The sequence below is a fragment of the Algoriphagus hitonicola genome (assembly GCF_900113375.1).
GTDB classification, from domain to species: domain Bacteria; phylum Bacteroidota; class Bacteroidia; order Cytophagales; family Cyclobacteriaceae; genus Algoriphagus; species Algoriphagus hitonicola.
The window spans coordinates 257,278-276,741 of record NZ_FOPC01000002.1 but is presented as its reverse complement, the minus strand read 5'-3'; the positions used below and the strand labels follow the sequence as shown (position 1 = coordinate 276,741).

18 protein-coding genes are annotated in these 19,464 nt (G+C 43.1%); 13 read left to right on the top strand and 5 right to left on the bottom strand.

Annotated elements, in window-relative coordinates; translation table 11 throughout:
- Window positions 1-14: 14 nt before the first annotated feature.
- Both BM043_RS03950 and BM043_RS03945 read left to right on the top strand, forming a co-directional pair.
- Complete coding sequence (locus tag BM043_RS03950) at window positions 15-581, top strand: FKBP-type peptidyl-prolyl cis-trans isomerase (protein ID WP_092789045.1); 567 nt, start codon at window positions 15-17, stop codon at window positions 579-581.
- Window positions 581-1,138 carry an FKBP-type peptidyl-prolyl cis-trans isomerase gene (locus tag BM043_RS03945; protein WP_092789043.1) on the top strand — a complete coding sequence of 186 codons (558 nt, stop codon included), beginning with the start codon at window positions 581-583 and terminating at the stop codon, window positions 1,136-1,138. Before BM043_RS03950 ends, BM043_RS03945 begins: the two co-directional genes overlap by 1 nt.
- A 24-nt stretch (window positions 1,139-1,162) precedes the next feature.
- Here BM043_RS03945 and BM043_RS03940 read toward each other — a convergent pair whose 3' ends face one another.
- On the bottom strand, window positions 1,163-1,744 hold the full coding sequence (locus BM043_RS03940) for a methyltransferase family protein (protein ID WP_092789041.1): 582 nt from the start codon (window positions 1,742-1,744) through the stop codon (window positions 1,163-1,165).
- 34 nt (window positions 1,745-1,778) lie between these two features.
- Between BM043_RS03940 and BM043_RS03935 the strand changes: the two genes are divergently transcribed.
- Both BM043_RS03935 and deoC read left to right on the top strand, forming a co-directional pair.
- Window positions 1,779-2,987 carry an NAD(P)-dependent oxidoreductase gene (locus BM043_RS03935; RefSeq protein ID WP_092789039.1) on the top strand — a complete coding sequence of 403 codons (1,209 nt, stop codon included), beginning with the start codon at window positions 1,779-1,781 and terminating at the stop codon, window positions 2,985-2,987.
- Window positions 2,980-3,645, top strand: a complete 666-nt coding sequence (deoC, locus tag BM043_RS03930; protein WP_092789037.1) for a deoxyribose-phosphate aldolase — start codon at window positions 2,980-2,982, stop codon at window positions 3,643-3,645. The genes BM043_RS03935 and deoC overlap by 8 nt, the downstream gene beginning before the upstream one ends.
- Here the strand turns inward: deoC and BM043_RS03925 are convergent.
- A complete protein-coding gene (locus BM043_RS03925) occupies window positions 3,642-4,751 on the bottom strand; it encodes a Na/Pi symporter (RefSeq protein WP_092789367.1) in 1,110 nt (369 codons plus the stop codon). The genes deoC and BM043_RS03925 overlap by 4 nt on opposite strands.
- A gap of 232 nt (window positions 4,752-4,983) precedes the next feature.
- Between BM043_RS03925 and BM043_RS03920 the strand changes: the two genes are divergently transcribed.
- The 7 genes from BM043_RS03920 (at window position 4,984) to BM043_RS03890 (ending at window position 12,455) form a co-directional block, all read left to right on the top strand.
- Window positions 4,984-6,117: a hypothetical protein gene (locus BM043_RS03920; RefSeq protein ID WP_092789035.1), complete on the top strand. Its 1,134-nt coding sequence runs from the start codon at window positions 4,984-4,986 to the stop codon at window positions 6,115-6,117.
- Window positions 6,117-6,560, top strand: a complete 444-nt coding sequence (locus BM043_RS03915) for a nucleoside deaminase (protein ID WP_092789033.1) — start codon at window positions 6,117-6,119, stop codon at window positions 6,558-6,560. The genes BM043_RS03920 and BM043_RS03915 overlap by 1 nt, the downstream gene beginning before the upstream one ends.
- 103 nt (window positions 6,561-6,663) lie before the next feature.
- The gene (locus BM043_RS03910) at window positions 6,664-7,272 is read left to right on the top strand and encodes a superoxide dismutase (protein WP_092789032.1); all 609 of its coding nucleotides are present in this window, start codon (window positions 6,664-6,666) and stop codon (window positions 7,270-7,272) included.
- 143 nt (window positions 7,273-7,415) lie between these two features.
- Window positions 7,416-8,477, top strand: a complete 1,062-nt coding sequence (locus tag BM043_RS03905) for a CNNM domain-containing protein (protein ID WP_092789030.1) — start codon at window positions 7,416-7,418, stop codon at window positions 8,475-8,477.
- A 53-nt stretch (window positions 8,478-8,530) separates the two neighbouring features.
- Window positions 8,531-10,192: an alpha-glucan family phosphorylase gene (gene glgP / locus BM043_RS03900; RefSeq protein WP_092789028.1), complete on the top strand. Its 1,662-nt coding sequence runs from the start codon at window positions 8,531-8,533 to the stop codon at window positions 10,190-10,192.
- 79 nt (window positions 10,193-10,271) lie between these two features.
- Entirely contained in the window at window positions 10,272-12,059 is a 1,788-nt protein-coding gene (locus tag BM043_RS03895; RefSeq protein WP_092789026.1) for a M14 family metallopeptidase, read from the top strand.
- Window positions 12,060-12,068: 9 nt separating this feature from the next.
- Window positions 12,069-12,455 carry a VOC family protein gene (locus tag BM043_RS03890; protein ID WP_092789024.1) on the top strand — a complete coding sequence of 129 codons (387 nt, stop codon included), beginning with the start codon at window positions 12,069-12,071 and terminating at the stop codon, window positions 12,453-12,455.
- A 1-nt stretch (window position 12,456) separates the two neighbouring features.
- Here BM043_RS03890 and BM043_RS03885 read toward each other — a convergent pair whose 3' ends face one another.
- The 3 genes from BM043_RS03885 to BM043_RS03875 form a co-directional block, all read right to left on the bottom strand.
- Window positions 12,457-13,050 carry a YceI family protein gene (locus BM043_RS03885; RefSeq protein ID WP_092789022.1) on the bottom strand — a complete coding sequence of 198 codons (594 nt, stop codon included), beginning with the start codon at window positions 13,048-13,050 and terminating at the stop codon, window positions 12,457-12,459.
- A gap of 71 nt (window positions 13,051-13,121) precedes the next feature.
- Window positions 13,122-14,396 carry a hypothetical protein gene (locus BM043_RS03880; protein WP_092789020.1) on the bottom strand — a complete coding sequence of 425 codons (1,275 nt, stop codon included), beginning with the start codon at window positions 14,394-14,396 and terminating at the stop codon, window positions 13,122-13,124.
- A 20-nt stretch (window positions 14,397-14,416) separates the two neighbouring features.
- On the bottom strand, window positions 14,417-14,992 hold the full coding sequence (locus BM043_RS03875) for a YceI family protein (protein ID WP_092789018.1): 576 nt from the start codon (window positions 14,990-14,992) through the stop codon (window positions 14,417-14,419).
- A 421-nt stretch (window positions 14,993-15,413) separates the two neighbouring features.
- Between BM043_RS03875 and uvrA the strand changes: the two genes are divergently transcribed.
- Both uvrA and BM043_RS03865 read left to right on the top strand, forming a co-directional pair.
- Window positions 15,414-18,248 (top strand): excinuclease ABC subunit UvrA, encoded by a 2,835-nt coding sequence (gene uvrA, locus BM043_RS03870; protein ID WP_092789016.1) that lies wholly within the window; start codon window positions 15,414-15,416, stop codon window positions 18,246-18,248.
- Window positions 18,249-18,406: 158 nt separating this feature from the next.
- Window positions 18,407-19,462: a sensor histidine kinase gene (locus tag BM043_RS03865; protein ID WP_092789014.1), complete on the top strand. Its 1,056-nt coding sequence runs from the start codon at window positions 18,407-18,409 to the stop codon at window positions 19,460-19,462.
- The last annotated feature ends 2 nt before the right edge of the window (window positions 19,463-19,464 follow it).

Here is a 19,464-nt window from a genome sequence, read left to right as displayed (position 1 = left end):
AAACTAAACCACATATGCTAAAATTAACTCGTTTTTCACTGGTTCTGCTTTTGCTAGCAGGAATTGGCCTAACTTCTTGTATCGATAATGAGTCCACTGTGGAGGCCATATTGATCAAAGACAAAGAAGCTATCGAAGAGTATCTGGCCGAAAATCCACTCGAAGGTGAAAAGGAGTTTATCGATGAATTCTCAGGAGTTTATATGTTTTGGCATAAGGTGTCAGAAAGTGAGGTTAAACCTGCTATCGGGGATACCCTGTCTGTAGATTATGTGGGGAAATTATTGAGTAATAGAGTATTTGATTCCTCGGTTGAGCAAATTGCTCGGGATAATGACGTATATGACGCAAATCGAGAATATGGTCCCCTTCGCTACAGGTTGTCTCAGCAGCTTCAGTTGATTGAGGGCTTTGAATCAGCCGTCAGTCTCATGGAAGAAGGGGATAGTGTTACCGTGATTTTCCCCTCCATTTATGGCTATGGTTCTGCAGGTAGTCAAGGTGGACCTGTACCGATTCCACCTAATTCTCCAATTATCTTCGGGATTGAACTTCTTGATGTCAAAAAATCGAATAATTAATGAATCGTACTAAACACTATTTTTCTGTCTTTTCTATCCTTATGGCTGTGGTGATTTCGGCTTGCGAGCCCACCAATCCCTTTAATAATGGGCCTACCTATGACATCGAGGAAAACCTCGAAAGAGATCGGGTCATTATTGACGAGTATTTGGCCAGTGCAGAGATTGACAGTATCTATCGAATCCACCACGAAAGCGGAATCATCATCATCGTTCAGGAGGAAGGAGAAGGTACCCGACCAATGGTAGGATCTGTAGTTTACTCAGATTACACGGGATCCTTGATTTCTGATGGGACAGTTTTTGATACGAGTCTTGAGGATGTGGCTAGGGAAAACGATTTGTTTGATGAAAATAGAGATTACGTACCTATCGAATTCAGTATTGGTCAGGGTAGAGTCATTCAAGGCTGGGAGATTGCATTTCAGCGCCTGAGACCGGGATCCAAAGCCGTGCTGATTATTCCCTCCCCCTATGCTTATCGGGATGCAGACCGGGATGTCATTCCCCCTAATTCCATACTTCGATTCGATGTAGATTTCTTAGGAATAGATTAATTTAAAGGGCTTCGGCCCTTTTTTTTATCTACTCCATCTTGGAATTAGAGGAGGCACTTCTTTCTGATAAGTTTTGTACGAATCACCAAATTTTTCAATGAGATTTTTTTCCTCAAAATAAATCCCAAAAGGAAGGTAAATGAGCAAGCAAGCCAAATGCACCAAAGCAGTGGCTGTCCCAGCAACTAATAAATAACCCATAAAGATCATCAGCAAAGCGGCATACAATGGATGCCTTATTTTACCGTAGAGCCCGCTTTTAATGAGTATTTCAGTCTCTTCCGAATCAGGGTTTATACCCAGAAATTTCTTTAGGGACCAGGCTTTGCTGCTTTTTACTGATAAAATCGTCCCAAAAGTTGCCAGCATATAACCTAAATACACAAGCAGATTACTTTCTTCAAAAATTCGTTGTGGCTGGATCAAAACAGATTGAATGAGAATTCCCAGAAATAGGACCAAAGAAATTGCCGAGTAAAAAAGTCTATACCATTTATAGCCCGAAGCTAATTTCTCCTTAAGAATTCTTTTTAACTTGGAGCTGGCTAAGAAGCTGTGAAGGAAATAAAAAACCAACCAGCTGCCGGCTAATAACATGTAGTCCATTGATCTTGATTACTCTGTAAACCCGTATATTTTTATGAAAATCGGAATTATTCGTGAAGGAAAAAATCCGCCGGATAGGCGAAGTCCTTTTACACCCGAACAAATCTCATTATTGGCAAAAAAATATGAGGGAGCTTTCCATTTTTTTGTAGAGTCTAGCCCAACTCGGGCATATTCAGATGAGGAATACCGACAGAAAGGGATTGAAGTTTTGGATGACATTTCCGGCTGTGATGTTTTTTTTGGGGTAAAGGAAGTTCCTATCGATCAGTTGAAGTCTGATAAAACCTATTTCTTTTTCTCCCACACGATCAAGCGCCAAAAGTATAATCGGGCACTGCTTCAGGCGATATTGGAAAAAAACATCCGACTGATAGACTATGAAGTACTCAAGGATGAAAATGGAAATCGCGTAGTCGCCTTTGGACGATGGGCGGGAATCGTGGGAGCCTATAATGCCTTTTGGACCTATGGATACAAGACTGATCTATTTCATCTCAAGCGGGCAAAAGATTGCTTTGATTTGGTGGAGATGCGGAAAGAATTGGAAAAAGTCCAGATTCCCCCAATCAAAATTATTCTGACTGGGGCAGGAAGAGTAGGCAAAGGAGCACGGGAAATATTGGAATCGCTGAAAATCCGGGAAGTCAACAAAGAGGAATTTCTCCATTTGTATTTTGATGAGCCGGTTTTTGTCAACTTGCACTCTGCGGATTATAATAGGCGAAAAACAGATGGTGGATTTGATAAGGAGGAGTTTTATCACTATCCAGAGCGATACGAAAGTCACTTTGCTAAATTTGCCGAGGAAGGAGAGCTATTGATTGCGGCTGCTTATTGGGATCCGGCGGCTCCTCGCTTATTTGAGCTTCAGGAAATCAACGATGAGGATTTTTCGATTTCGGTCATTGCCGATATCACTTGCGATATCCATGGCTCTGTTCCGACCACCCGCCGTGCTTCGACGATTACCTCGCCGGTTTATGATGTCGATCGGGAGACTGGGCAGGAAATCGCTGCCTTTGGAAAGCAAACCAGTATATCGGTGATGGCGATAGACAATTTGCCCTGTGAACTTCCGCGTGAGGCTAGCAAGGATTTTGGCGAGCAATTGTCACATTGGGTAATTCCAGCCTTGTTGGAAAAAAATCCGACGATTTTGGAGCGGGCTACGGTGGCACGAGATGGAGATTTAACCTTAGAGTTTATGCACTTAAAAGATTTTGTTTATCCTCATGAATAAATTAAACAGATACCTAGAATCTACCCTGCTAAAACCGACCATGGCGGGGGAAGAAGTCGATCAGTTGGTCCAGGATGCGATTGATGAGCAGTTTGTGGGAATTTGTATTCCTCCTTTTTGGGTCAAAAAAGTCAAACGCGATTTAGCAGACGAGGAGATTCAGGTGGTTACCGTGATTGGTTTTCCTTTTGGCTACCAAGATACTGCCACCAAGGCCTTTGAGACCCGGGAGGCAATTAAAAACGGAGCGGACGAATTGGATTTGGTTTGGTCACAGACGGCCTATCATTCTGGGATGAACTGGCCTAAAATAGAAATCGCTCAAATCGGAAAAATTTGTCATGAGGAGGATCGGATTATCAAAGTCATCATCGAAACGGCCTATCTCAGTCCGGAGCAAATCCGGGAAGCCTGTCTGATTTGTCAGGATTCGGGAGTGGATTTTGTGAAAACCTCCACAGGATATGCCCCCAGTGGGGCCAAAGTTGAGGATATCTCCCTGATGAGGGAAACCTTATCCTCTCAGGTTGGAATCAAAGCAAGTGGAGGGATCAAGTCGCTGGATTTTGCCCTTGAGCTTATCAAAGCTGGTGCAGACCGGATCGGAACCAGTTCTGCCAAATCCCTGATGGAAGCCTGGAGAGCGGCTAAAGATTAATCTGTGCTGAAATAAATCAGTAAAAACGGAATAATAAAGAAAGTCAGGAGAATATAGGCGAATCCCAAAAATCGAGATTGGACAGATTTTTTGCCCATATACAGGGCGAGTTGCACAGGCAAAATACGGACAGAAGGAAACGAAAGAATGACTAGCGCACCGATGACATTGAAAAGAAAGTGGACTATGGCCAAGGCAATTGCCGCCTCGTTTTTATAGATAGCGGCGATTCCTGCGGTAATTGTCGTTCCTATATTGGCTCCTACGATAAATGGGAATACCTTTTTGAGTGAGACTTTTCGATTGGCCACTAGAGGGACCACGAGTGAGGTAGTCACGGTACTTGATTGTACAGCAGCGGTGAAGAACACCCCATAGAGTAGTGCCATTCCCGTTTTTTTAAAAACTATTTTATTAATATCCCGAAAGCTGTCTAATACAAAGGTTTTGTAAACCGAAGTAGCCAGTATTTTGATGGAAGCAAAAACCATAAATACGGCAATAATTGCTGTCAAAAATGGAATACCAATAATGCTATTCAGCCATTCGGTCAAAGGTCGGGTAAAAACGACATTGTTAAACAATGGACTTTTGGAAGGATAGTCAGAAACAAAAAAGCCTGCTAGAAAAGATGCTGACTGGGATAGTAATCCAAAATAAAGCTCAAGTGGAAGTAAGAGTAAAACGGTGAAAATATTGAATAAGTCATGGACTATTCCCGCCGATAACGCTCGCTTGAATTCTTTCTTTTTCATAATAAAAGAAAAAGAAACCAAAGTACTCGTCAGTGTTGTGCCAATATTAGCACCCATAATCATGGGTACTGCCTGATCCAAACTCATCGACCCTGATGCCACCACAGCCACGATACTGGAAGTGACCGTAGAACTGCTTTGGATTAGGGCAGTCATCAATAAACCGATAAAAAGACTGACAAAGGGATTTCGGGTAGCGACTAGGAGCTCTCTGAATACGGTATCATTAAGATTCCCCATCGAGACCACCAACATATCAATGGAAAGAATAAACAGCAGCAAAGCGCCCACCATTACTAAATAGCTTTTAGTTTGGTTTCGCTTTTTAATTTCTGGTTCCCAGCTTTCCATATGATTGGCTGCGGTGAGTTGGTTTAGGTGAGGGATAATTGGGTGATGACAAGTTGAAATTAAGTCACTTTCCAAATTTTTATCCAATTATTGGGCAAAAGTTGAAATTTTTTTACGAAATACAAGTTTCAAAACAGCTTAAAGCGAATGATTTACTCGGAGTTAACAATTTCTTAATATGGCTTGCGAAATAACTTCTTTAATTTTGCCGCCGTGCCCATAAACACCTATCATGGCTAGGAAAAATATTGACCAAAATATCAATCAGGAGAAGCTCTCAAAAACCGCTTATGCCCTGTTTGATTTTACCAAGAAAGAAAAAACATTTTTGATCATGATCTGCGTGCTGGTTTCTATCGCCGCAGTTATCACTCCTTATACCTATGCGGCGATGTGGTTTGGATTTGCATTGGCTGCTTATTCTGCCATAGCCAATGACAGTATTCAGACCATCGGGACCTTTATCGCTTCCAATCAAAATCAGAAGTGGTACTGGTTGTGGTTGTTTATGGGTTTAATTTTTATTGGGACGGTTACCTATAGCTGGATCGTTTTTAATGGAGATGTCAGTTACGAAAGATTGAGTGTTCCTGGATTAGAACAAGCGCCGACCAGTTTTGTATTCCTCCAGTTGGCAGCTCCGATTGTCTTGTTGATCATGACGAGAATGCGGATGCCGGTTTCCACGACATTTCTTTTATTAAACGTGTTTACCTACAAAGCAGGGACGATTGTAGATGTCATGTTCAAAAGCTTCTCCGGCTACCTGTTGGCTTTCGTGATTGCGATTGTGGTTTGGTTTGTACTGGAGCGTTTTGTTAAAAATTATCTGAAAGGGGAGGCGAAACCCTATTGGATTGTTTTGCAGTGGATCACTTCGGGATTGCTTTGGTCGGTATGGATTATGCAGGATGCAGCCAATATTGCGGTTTTCCTTCCCAGACAGTTGGATGTTTGGGAGTTTTCGGTTTACGCAGGATTTGTCTTCATCGGTTTGGGCTTTTTGTTTTACATGAAAGGAGACAAAATCCAGGAAATTGTAAATGAAAAAACCAGTGTAACTGACGTTCGTGCAGCTACCATTGTGGATTTTGTCTATGCCATTATCCTTTTCTATTTCAAAATCTACAGTGCAGTCCCTATGAGTACCACTTGGGTATTTATCGGATTGCTGGGCGGTAGAGAGTTAGCCATTGCGATCGGAAAGCATGGGAAAGCTAAGAAAAAGCATGCTTGGCGCTACCGGGCATTTACGTTGGCCAGAAAAGATATCAGCAAAGCATTTATCGGATTGGTCGTTTCATTGATTTTAGCGATTATCATTAACGAAGGAGTACGAAACGAAATCCTGGATTACTTCCGGTAATGGAGCTTTATTCCAAGGAATATTTCATGAATGAAGCACTCAAACAGGCAAAAATTGCCTTTGAGGAAGGAGAGATACCGGTGGGAGCGGTAGTGGTCTGCAAAAATAGAATTATCGCAAAAGCCTACAATCAAACCGAAAAACTCAACGATGTCACTGCGCATGCCGAAATGATCGCCATCACTTCGGCGGCTAATTACCTGGGAAGCAAATATTTGATTGATTGTAGTTTATATGTGACATTGGAACCCTGCCTGATGTGTGGCGGGGCACTTTTTTGGTCACAAATCACCCAGCTCTATTTTGGAGCCACCGATCCCAAAAGAGGATATCAACGCTTCAAGGAGACGATTTTACATCCAAAAACTACCGTAGAGGGAGGGATATTGGCTAATGAGTCGGCTAGCTTACTCCATGATTTTTTCAAAAAACTCAGAAATTAGCCGGAATTTGGAGTTTAAAGAACCTTTTTAACCATTCAGTGGTTTTCCAACCATAATGATGACTCAATTTTAATTCATGTTTAACTATAAATTTTAAAACAAAATGGCTTTTGAACTCCCACCATTACCCTACGCTCCCAATGCACTCGAACCGCATATTGATGCCCGTACGATGGAAATCCATCACGGAAAGCACCATAATGCTTACGTCACCAACCTGAATAATGCCATTGCCGGAACGGACATGGAAAACAAATCCCTTGAAGAGCTGATGACTGTGGCTGGCTCCAATGTTGCCGTGAGGAACAACGGAGGCGGACATTTTAATCATAGCCTGTTTTGGTCTATTCTTTCGCCTATGGGCGGTGGCCAACCAGTTGCGGAGCTCGCAAATGCGATCAATGATAAATTTACCAATTTTGATAATTTCAAAGAGACCTTCAACAAGGCAGCGGCTACTCGCTTCGGCTCGGGCTGGGCTTGGTTAATTATCACTGCCGCGGGTAATTTAGAGGTAGTTTCTACCCCGAATCAGGACAATACATTGATGGATGTAGCAGAGATCAAGGGGACCCCGATCATCGGTTTGGATGTATGGGAACATGCCTATTATTTGAACTATCAAAACAGAAGACCGGATTATATTGCTGCTTTCTGGAATGTGGTCAATTGGGATGAAGCAAACAGACGCTACTTGGCGGCCTTGAAATAACCGATTAAACCCTGGTAAAAACCTCTCAATATCGTATTGAGGGGTTTTTTTTGCTCCATAGGTAAATTCAATTATTTCTCTTTTAAAAAAGCGATTAGTCCATATTTGGTTAAATTGCAAAACAAAAACCTATTCAATTCAGCATGGCCTTATTATTAGTTTATCTATTCACCGCCTTAATCACCTCTTTTTTATGCTCATTTATGGAGGCGGTATTACTTTCCTCTCCGATTTCCTTTCTGCGGGCCCAAGCAGCGAAAGGGGTATCGGGTGCGATCACCATGATCGAATTGAAAAAAGACATTGATCGGCCTTTGTCTGCGATACTTTCTTTAAATACGGTAGCTCATACCGTAGGTGCAGCCGGAGTAGGTGCTCAAGCCACTATTGTATTCGGAGAAGCTTATTTTGGAATTGTCTCTGCGGTATTGACGCTTTTGATTTTAGTGTTGACTGAAATTATCCCAAAAACTCTCGGAGCAAATTACTCCAAGGAATTGATCGGAATTACCAGCAAATTCATCTCCGCCACTATTTTTATTACTTATCCCTTGGTGGTAATTTCTTCTGTCCTGACCAAAGCCTTATCTAGAGACAAGCAAGAACTCACCACCAGTCGGGACGAAATATCTGTTTTGGCTAGTATAGGGACCGAAGAGGGAATTTTTGCCGAAAAAGAAAATAAAATCATTCAAAACCTGATCAAACTTAAAAGCTATAAAATCTCTGAGATCATGACTCCCCGAATCGTGGTGGTTTTGGCCAATGAGGAAATGGAGCTTCAGGAGTTTTTAAAGAACAAGGAATTCTTGCACTTTTCCCGAATTCCGGTTTATCAGGGAAACCGCGATAACATTACCGGCTATGTCTTTCGTGAGTTGGTTTTTGAAAAACTCGCTGAGGATCAATTTGACCTTAAACTCAAAGATATCAAGCGGGACATTTTGACTTTCCAAGAGTCCACCACCTTACTCAGTGCTTGGGATTTGATGATTCAGAAAAAGGAGCACATTTCTATTGTTGTCGACAAATATGGCGGAATGGATGGAATCGCCACGCTAGAGGATATCATTGAAACTTTGCTTGGATTTGAGATCCTTGATGAAAAAGACCAAATCGAAGACATGCAAAAGTATGCTCTGGAGCGATGGAAGACCAAGCAGAAAAAATATGAGCTTTTAAAAGAAAAAACGGATTCAAAATAAGCTTTGGTTGATTCTGGATCATTATTTTCTTCTCCTACTTACACACCAACCTTATGACCGATTTTCAACAATTTAATATGCCGTATGAGGTATCCTCCAACTATTCCAAAAAAGTGGCTTATTTCTCTATGGAATTCGCCATTCATCAACCCCTGAAAATCTACTCCGGTGGTTTGGGTTTCCTCTCCGGGTCGCACTTGCGAAGTGCTTATGAACTCAAGCAAAACCTGATCGGAATCGGGATTCTTTGGAAATACGGCTATTATGATCAAACGCGAAATCAGGACCAAACTCTGAAGCCTGAATGGTATGAAAAAACCTACAGCTTCCTGAAAGATACCGGAATCAAATTTCAAATCATTGTACACGATAATCCCGTTTGGGTTAAGGCTTGGTATTTAGCACCCGAGACGTTTCAGTCGGCTCCTTTGTTTTTATTAAGTACTGACCTACCCGAAAACGACTACCTCAGCCAGACGATTTCCCATAAACTTTACGATGCAGACACCGCTGCCAAAATCGCCCAATGTATGCTTTTGGGACTGGGCGGGGCCAAACTGCTGGATATCCTCAATTTTAACCCTGACGTCTATCATCTCAATGAAGCCCATGGTGTCAGTGCCGTATTTCATCTGATCCAAAAATTCGGCAGCAAAGAAGCAGTGAAGGAGCGCTTGGTATTCACGACACATACACCGGAGGAAGCTGGAAATGAAAAGCATGATTTTCACTTGTTGAATAAAATGAGCTTTTTCAATGGGGTTCCCTTGGAGGAAGTCAAAAAACTCACGGGGATACAAGGGGATATTTTTAACCATAGCCTAGCCGCACTCCGTTTTGCACGAAAAGCCAACGGAGTCAGTAAACTTCATGGAGAGGTCAGTCGCGAAATGTGGAAAAACCATCCAAATATTCCCGAAATCACTCACATCACCAATTCCCAAAATTTCAAGTATTGGGCGGACAAGCAGCTGTACCGATTTATGGAGAATGAGGATGATTCTGGCTTTTTGGATCGAAAGCGACATCTGAAAAAGCGTGCCTTTGAGTTAGTTGCAGATCAAACAGGCAAACTACTCGATCCCGATGTCCTGACCATTGTTTGGGCTAGGAGATTCGCCGCCTATAAACGTGCGGAATTGATTACAAGGGATTTACGTCGATTCGATGCCCTGATGAGAAATACCAAGTACCCGATTCAGATCATCTGGGCAGGAAAGCCGTATCCGATGGACTATGGAGCGATCTCGGTTTTCAATCAGTTGGTACACCTGAGCAAAAACTATCCAAACGTCGCCGTCTGTGTGGGCTACGAGCTGACGCTGAGTAAGCGCCTCAAGCAGGCATCGGATATATGGCTTAATAATCCCCGTGTGCCTCGGGAAGCCTCCGGTACCTCCGGGATGACTGCATCCATGAATGGATCGGTCAATTTCTCTACCTATGATGGATGGATCTGTGAGTTTGCTGATCATGGTAAAAATAGTTTTATCGTTCCCCCGGCTAACTATGCCTCCATGAGTATTCAGGATACGGATGAGTATGATATGAATAAGCTATTCGAAATTCTCGAAAATGACATCCTTCCAACTTACTACGACCATCCTGAGAATTGGCGCAAGATTCTCTATAAAGGGATGAAAGAAGTGAATGGGTTTTTTGAAAGTAATCGCATGGCCGATGAGTATTATCAGCTGATGTATGATCCCAAATAAATTCCACTGATCACAGAATCGAAGGCTCAAGACGGTAATTCCGATTTGAGCCTTTATTTTGAGACACAAATTCCTGTTTATGAAAAAAATACTCCTTCTCTGTTTCGCTTTTTATAGTTTTCAGACCATTGCGCAAGACTTTATGCCGCCATTGATCGACTGGTCGGGAAAGTCTGAAAGCCTCCAAGTAGCTGAAAATCATCCTTGGGTGACGCCATCAGAACTGGATGATTTGACTACCTCGCCGGATTATGAGGAAACGGTCAATTGGTTACGTAAACTCACTGATTCTTCTCCCCTTGTGGAAATGAAATCTTTGGGTAAAAGTGAACAGGGACGTGATATTTGGATGTTGATTGCCAGCGATGATTCCAACTTTGACCCAGCTAAAATCCGGGAGCAGGATAAGGCCGTTTTGCTTTTTCACGGAGGGATTCATGCGGGAGAGATTGACGGAAAGGATGCCGGAATGATGCTTTTCAGGGATATTTTACACGGAGAAAAAAAACATCTTTTGGATCAGGCTACCCTGCTTTTTATCCCGATACTCAACGTGGACGGGCACGAGCGCAGAAGCGAATACGGTCGCGTCAATCAGCGTGGACCCCGTGAAATGGGCTGGAGGAGCAATGCTCAGAACTTGAACTTGAACCGGGATTTTACTAAACTGGAAACTGCTGGAGTCCGAGCTGTAGTCGAGGTGATCAATGCCTATGATCCTGATTTGTATGTGGATGTTCATGTAACGGACGGCGCAGATTATCAATACGATATTACCTACGGTTATGTCAAAACGGGTGGATATTCCCCGGCAATCAGTGCTTTTTTGTCGGACAAAATCCAACCCGAAGTCGATCAGGCTTTGAGTGATTGGGGACATATTCCAGGTCCTTTGCTTTTTGCGGCCAACGGACAGGATTTTTCCGAAGGGAATGTGGCATTTTCATTTAGTCCACGATTTTCCCACACCTATGGTGATGCGCGTCATTTACCCTCGATTTTGATCGAAAATCATTCCCTCAAGCCCTTTCGGCAGCGGGTTTTGGGCACCTATGTCTTTTTGGAGCAAGCGATCAAAACGATCGGTGAGCATTATCAAGAAATTCGGGATGCAGTAGCAGCAGACCAAAATCAACCTAAAGACGAACTGATTGTCAAATTTGGCTTTCGGGAAAGCCCTGCCGATACGATGGAATTTTTGGGAATAGCTTCTGAAAAAGTTAAATCCGACATCACGGGCAGAGAATTTATTCAGTGGAAAGGAGAACCCATCATCCAGCAGGTTCCTAGCCTGTTAATGGATAGACCTGTCCAAGAAGTGAGTACACCGGAAGCTTATTTTGTCCCAGCAGAATGGACTGTGGTGATCAAAAAACTCCGACAGCATGGATTAAAAATGGAAACGCTCGAAACTTCCACTGAACTCGAACTGGAATTTGACTTTTTGACCGAATACCAACTTTCGCCGAACCCCCTCGAAGGCAAAATCCGCTTCCAGTCATTTGAAACCAAGCAGATCACTCGGCGAGTAAAGTTGGCGCCAGGCTCAGTCAAAATCCCCGTGGATCAGAATTTGGGTGAATTAGCGAGTATTTTTTTGGAAGCTGAGTCAGTGGATAGTTTTTTCCAATGGGGGTATTTTATGTCGATTCTTTCCCAAACCGAATACATGGAAACCTACATCATGGAGCCGATGATTCAGCAGCTGTTGAAAGAGGATGCAGCGTTGAGGGCGGAATTTGAGCAGGCTAAAGCCGCAAACCCCGACTGGGTAAATTCTCCGAGGAGTATCTATCGATGGTTTTATGAGCGTACGCCCTACTTTGATCAAAATTGGAAAGTAATTCCTATTGGGAAACTACGATAACGAAAAACTATGAAAATCGAACATATTGCGCTATGGGTAAAAAATCTGGAATCGATGAAGGAATTTTATTGTACTCATTTTGGATTTGAGGCCGGAGAAAAATATCAGAATAAAGCCAAAGGTTTTTCCTCCTACTTTTTGAGTCAAACGGACGGGCCCAGGATTGAATTAATGCATCGAAATGATATACCGGTGGTTTTTGGCGAGCGTGGAGAAAAAATGGGCTTGGCACATTTTGCGCTTAGTTTAGGCTCTACACAAGAGGTGGATCGCATGACAGCTAATTTTGAGCAGTCCGGGATTTCTGTATTGGGTCAGCCTAGATGGACAGGAGATGGCTATTATGAAAGTGTAATCGAAGATCCGGAGGGGAATTGGATCGAGTTGACGGTTTGAGTTAAATCTCCTCCAGCACCAGTCCAAATCGGACGCTGATTTCATTTTGGACCTTGACTGTGCCGAGAAACTTTACAGGAGGGTCAATCTGAAAATCGCTGAAGGTCACCGTTTGAGATCCGATGAGTCTGGTTTTGCCATTTTTCTCAAATTTCAAATCGCAGGAAATCGGAAAACGTCGGCAGACACCAGCCAGGGTTATTTCCACATTCCCGTTAAGACTTTCTTGAGGGGTATTGGGATTTTTTCGAATCAAATCCAAAAAGCGAACACGTATTTCGGGATGTTCATCTGACTGGACGGTCTGATGAAAATCCTTGGTCATGATGCGGTTAAAGCAATCGAAATTTTCTGAAATAAGGACAATTTCGCCAGACCAAACCGCATGATTTTTTTCAGGAAAAAGGACTTCGGTCAGGATATCATTTCCCCTATAGTTGATCGATTGGCACTCAAAGCTATTGATGTTGGTTTTTCCTAAAATCTCCACTATACTCTTATCGGAGACCAGCCATTGGCTTTCTTTTTTAGAGGCAGGTATGGTTCCCAAGAGAATCACTGCCAATCCTATCCAGATAATGGTAAGCGTTTTCATGTTGAGGGAGTTTAGAAAAGGCCAGCCTTTATGGGCCAGCCTTTAATTTAGTTTAATTTTTCCGCTTTTGCTTAGAAGCTGATAGCAGCCTCGAGGCTTACGCCTTTGAATTCGCCGCCGTTGTATTTGTTGTCAGCAGCAAAACCTGATTTGAACTGTTGATTGACGTATTCTAGTTTCACTAGGACATTGTTTGTCATAAACCATCCGCCGCCGATATTGGTACGGTTGATTTGTACATCTGCTGCAGATTCGTTGGCATTTCCATTGACTGAGTTGACACGTCCGCCGATGTAAAACTGCTCAGTAGTTCCGAATCGATAGAGCGCTTCTGCTGCTACTTGAGTAAACTGTCCATTGCCCAATTCTTCTGAGTTGCTCACGATCTCATAGATCCCGAAGAACTCCAAGCCTTTGTACTTGATGAAGGGGTTAAACTGGATCGCAGACATCTGCTGGAATCGAGGGTTGAACCGGCCTTCGAAGTCATTGGCATTTCCTTCTAAGGTTTGCATCACATTGTAGTATCGAGATCCAGCACGGTCCCCACCGAATAACCAAGTACCGGTAGTTGTTCCTTTGTTGATGTACCAAGATCCGGTCAATCGGAATCGGAAGTCTTCGCTCAATTGCTTGTCAAAACCCAGTTTTCCGTAGAAAGAGACCTTATTATCAGAGTTGTCATTGACGATTACGGATTGGTTTAATTTACCATTGGATAAACCGACCACTCCGATAAATCCATTGTCCTGAACAGTCACCTCACCAAAAGCCTCAGTGGAGAAAGAGTCCATGATGTAGTTTCCAATGAAAGGGTTGAAAATCACCCGGGCATTGTCAGATCGTCGGAAGTGCGCATCGCCGTAGTTGAATTCGTCCAAACCTACAGTGATGGTAGTTTTACTCATTAATCCTTCCAAGAAACCGGGACGAATGAAATCCAATTTGTCGATTTGCATGTGTCCACCTTTTACCCAGGCTTCGTTATGGTGCTTAGAAGAAAGGTAAGTTCTCAAGTGTAATCGGACTCCATCGGCCAGCTGCGTGTTGATGTTCAAGTTGGCAGTGGGTAGATTGACATTGGAGCCCAGATCGACCAGGTTGTTCAATGCATTGGAGTGGCTGATGGACTGGAATTGAAGGGCGAAGTCACCGCCAACAAATACCCGGACTTTATCAAATTTCTTCTCCTCCTCTTTTGGAGTTTCGAATACGTTGAGTCCTTTTTTGTCATTTGCTCGGAAGTACTGAAGCTCAGTTTCATTTTCTTGAGCAAAAGCTACTGTTGAAGTCATGGCTGCGAGTACAAATGCACCTGCTTTGAGCCAGTTGGATTGCTTTTTCATAGCGATTAGAATTTAATGGGTCAATTTTTTTGGGAAAATGTAGTTTGGAAGCTGAGCGTCAACTCATCGCCAGTTTTGATGGTGCCAAAGACCGCAGTGGGTGCTTCGAGCGAAAACTGACTGAAAGTGATATCATGCTTTCCGTTGAATTTGATTTGGTTTCCGCTGATTTGATAGGTAGCGGTGAGCGTTACAGTTTGCGAATTTCCAGCGATCGTCATTTTGCCTTTGGCTTTTACCTCTGCAGCGGAGATGCTGATTACCTCGGTGAGCTGAAAGGTGATTTTGGGATGCTTGTCCGCATTCAAGGCGGCGTAGGCATTTTTGTCCATGGCAGATTTTCCGCTTTTCAGACTCTCCACATTCATGGTGATGGATAGGGAATTGATTTTCGAAAGCTTGCCATTTTCTAGGGTCATTTGTCCTTGACCGCTCACACCATTCTCAGCGACCATATCCCAATCGTGGATGGTCGAAGTCCCGGAGACTTTCATTTCTACCGGACCACTGAGGCTATAGGATTGCTGTGCAAAAGATGCTCCCGCAGAAAGCAGGATAGCAAAAACGAGTGTTGTTATTTTTTTGAACCTTTTCATAAGATTAAAGGGTTGGTTTTTTTACTTCTTTGATGACTCAAAGGTAGATGGCGCTTGCTGACCAAAGTGTGATCAAAATTGCTTGAAAAAGTGACTTTTGTCACCTTTTATATAAAATGTAAGTTGTAAACTTAAATCCTTGTTTTTAGCAGTTTTTGATTAAAATATTTCTATGATATTTTTTTTGAGCTTTGAAACTCTATCTTTTCAGATTAAAATTTTGTTTTTACTTGTTTATGAAAGAGCCTGAAAGTCTGTATTGATCTTAGAAAAATAAGCTTGGAATTGCTTTTTTTGCTTTCTTCCATAGAAGAGATAGCTGTAAACCAAAGTGAGTGGGAATGAGTTAGTCTCTTTGCGGGTAGAAGCCACATCCATCAATTATTTCTTACCTTTGCACTTTCAATTTGCCCCCAAGTTTATGAGCCAAGTCACTGCTTCGCAGGAAGAATACATCGAGATTTTTGGTGCACGAGAGCACAATTTGAAAAACATAGACGTCAAAATCCCCCGCGAAAGGCTGGTGGTCGTGACCGGGCTGAGCGGAAGTGGTAAAAGTTCACTGGCTTTTGATACCATCTATGCGGAGGGGCAGCGAAGGTATTTGGAAAGTTTTTCGGCATATGCCCGCTCATTTTTGGGAGGATTGGAGCGGCCGGATGTCGATAAGATCAACGGATTATCACCGGTCATCGCCATCGAGCAAAAAACCACCTCGAAAAATCCACGATCCACAGTCGGTACCGTGACGGAGATTTACGACTTTATGCGTTTGCTTTTTGCACGCGCAGGAGAGGCATTTTCGTACGAGACTGGCGTCAAAATGATCCGACAAACCGAGGATCAGATTATTGAGCAGTTGTTTTCTAAATTTTCTGGGAAAAAACTTTACATCCTCGCACCAGTAGTCAAAGGAAGAAAAGGGCACTACCGGGAGCTTTTTGAACAAATCCGGAAAATGGGATTTTCCAAGATCCGGGTCGATGGAGTGGTCATGGATATCCTGCCCAAAATGCAGGTGGACCGATATAAAATCCACGATATTGAGATTGTCATTGATCGGATAGTCGCCGATGAGTCGGATCGATTTCGGATTACTCAGTCACTAAAATCTGCACTGCAGCATGGGAAAGGAGTCATGATGCTTCGGGATGAAGAGGGTCAGATCCATCACTTTTCCAAATATCTGATGGATCCCGAAACTGGACTTTCCTACGAAGAACCCGCACCCAATATCTTTTCATTTAATAGTCCCTATGGAGCATGTCCGACTTGTAATGGTTTGGGAGTGACAGAGGAGATTACCCGAGAGAGCATCATCCCTGATCCAAACCTGAGTATTACCCGTGGAGGAATAGCTCCACTCGGAGAATACCGGGATATCTGGATTTTTAAGAAAATCGAGGCTATTCTTAAGCATTACAAATGTAGTATGAGCACCCCGATCAAAAAGCTCCCTGAGCATGTGGTGGAGGTTTTGCTTTACGGAGACAAAGTGGAGGTAGCGGTGGATTCGGTTAAATATCCGGGAACGAAGTGGAATACGACGTTTGAAGGGATTGTCAATTTTCTACAGAAATACCAGGAAGGGAGTTCGGAGAAAATCCAAGACTGGGTCTCGGAATTTACCATCACCCGGACTTGCCCGGACTGTGAGGGATATCGCTTAAAAAAAGAGGCGCTTCATTTTAAGCTGGATGATACCCATATCGGGCAATTGGCTATGATGGATATCACGAGTCTAGGCCGATGGTTTGAGGGATTGGAAAACAGGCTTTCTGAAAAGCAAAATATCATTGCTCAGGAGGTCCTGAAAGAGATCCGAAAGCGGATTGGTTTTTTACTGGATATTGGATTGGACTATCTGACGCTGAATCGGCCGATTCGAACCCTTTCTGGAGGAGAAGCCCAGCGGATAAGACTGGCTACTCAAATCGGTACCCAGCTGGTCGGAGTATTGTATATTCTGGATGAACCCAGCATCGGATTACATCAGCGGGACAATGTCAAGCTAATCAAAGCCCTGCAGAGTTTGCGGGATTTGGGAAATTCGGTATTGGTGGTGGAGCATGACAAGGATATGATGATGGAGTCGGATTTTGTGCTGGATATGGGGCCGGGTGCTGGAAGGCATGGTGGACATATCGTGGCCTCAGGTTCACCCAGTGAAATCCTCCAACAAGGCGGTGTGACGGCGGATTACCTCAAAGGAAAATTGGGTTTGCCGATTCCAAAAAAGAGGCGAAAAGGAAAAGGCGAGGCACTGGTCTTGAAAGGAGCAAGTGGGAATAATCTGAAGAATGTGGATTTGACCATTCCGCTCGGAACGCTGACCTTGATTACCGGGGTTTCGGGTAGTGGGAAAAGCACGCTGATTCACGAGACGCTTTATCCAATTTTGCGGCAGCATTTTTATAAATCCAAAAAAGAACCCATGCCATACAAATCCTTTAGTGGATTGGAGCATCTGGACAAAGTCATTGAAGTGGATCAGTCTCCAATCGGGCGAACTCCGAGATCAAATCCTGCCACTTATACGGGCGTATTTTCTGATATTCGCACGCTCTTTACCGAGTTGCCTGAGTCCAAAATCAGAGGCTACAAGCCCGGAAGGTTTTCCTTTAATGTGAAAGGCGGGCGCTGTGAAGATTGCGAAGGAGCTGGAATGAAACTGATCGAAATGGATTTTCTTCCCGATGTGCATATTCCATGCGAGACCTGCAAAGGAAAGCGGTACAACCGAGAGACGCTTGAGATACGGTTTAAAGGAAAATCTATCTCGGATGTGCTGGAAATGACCGTAGAGCAGGCGGTTGATTTTTTTGAAAATCAGCCCAAAATCCTTCGGAAAATCAAAACCTTAAATGACGTGGGTCTTGGCTACATTACCTTAGGTCAGCATGCCACAACGCTGTCAGGTGGAGAGGCACAGCGTGTCAAACTGGCCACGGAGCTTTCGAAAAAAGATACAGGTAACACCTTTTACATTCTGGATGAGCCGACGACAGGATTGCACTTTCAGGATATCGAGTTGCTGATGAATGTGCTTCAAAAACTCGTCGAGAAAGGCAATACGGTCTTGATCATCGAGCACAATCTGGATGTCATCAAGGTGGCAGATTATATTGTGGATTTAGGGCCGGAAGGAGGCAATTTGGGTGGAACTATTTTGGTCCATGGTACACCGGAGAAGGTAGCGGCACATAAGGATAGTTATACGGGGAAATTTCTTCAAGTAGAATTGAAAGGGTCCTGAAACCTCATCTGGAGACTTTCGTCTAGAAGAGCTGAAATTCAGTTAAACTGATTCACATTCATTACTATAAATGCTTGATTTAGGCTAAAATCAGTTCTTAAGTCCTTTTATCAAATTCCTCAACTCAAGAGTGAAAGGCTTGTGTAAATTGCATTTCTATGAACAGAATTAGCCTTTATTGGACATTGCAAATCCTCGGCTGGGGCAGTATTGCGTGCGTCAATATTGTTTTTGCGTATCTGTCTCCCCGGGGAATCACTCAGGTTCAGGTAATTGCATTTATTCTGTTGGCCCTTTTTTATCTCTTGTCTACTCATTTTATCCGGTTTATTGTCAAAACTTACGATTGGTTTAAGTTGGCGATTTCTCAGCTGGTCTTCCAGTCTCTTTTGGCGATTTTGGCGATGAGTTTTGTCAATGTGGTGGTAGAAATCCTTATTAATGTCGCCTTTGACACCTTCAATGTAGAGCGGGATTTCAAGGTTTTGGTGATTTTGGCCAATCTCTTTATTGCTTTTCTTTTTTATTCGATTTGGTTCTTGCTTTATTTCCTTTTCCATTTTCTGGATAATTATAATAATTCGCTGAAATACGAGGCTAAGATCAATCAGATCCGACTCAATCATCTGAAGAGTCAATTGAACCCCCATTTTATTTTCAATGCATTGAATAGTGTCCGTGCCTTAGTCGATGAAGATCCGGACAAAGCCAAAAGTGCCATCACCCGCATTTCCAATATTCTGCGGTTTTCACTGATGATGGACAGGAAGCAGACCATCGATTTCGAAGATGAGCTCAATACGGTAAAGGATTATTTGACTCTTGAGTCCATTCGCTTTGAGGAGCGACTGCAGGTAGACTATCAAATTGAAGACGAGGCATATAGCTATAAAATCCCCCCGATGATGCTACAAACCATCGTCGAAAATGCGATCAAACATGGCATATCCAATCTAGTAAAAGGCGGCCTGATTGAAATCAAATGTCGGGAAGGATTGGAAGATGATCTGTATATTCAGGTCAGAAATAGTGGACATCTCCAGGCACCGCCCAGTCTCAAACCCAAACCGAGTGGAGGCCATGGATTGAGCAATACAGTCCAGCGATTAAAACTAATCTATGGAGACAAGGCAAGTTTCAGAATTTTCAATTCAGGAAATCAATTTGTGATTACAGAAATTAAAATCCCGAAACAAAGAGTAACTTTAGACTAACA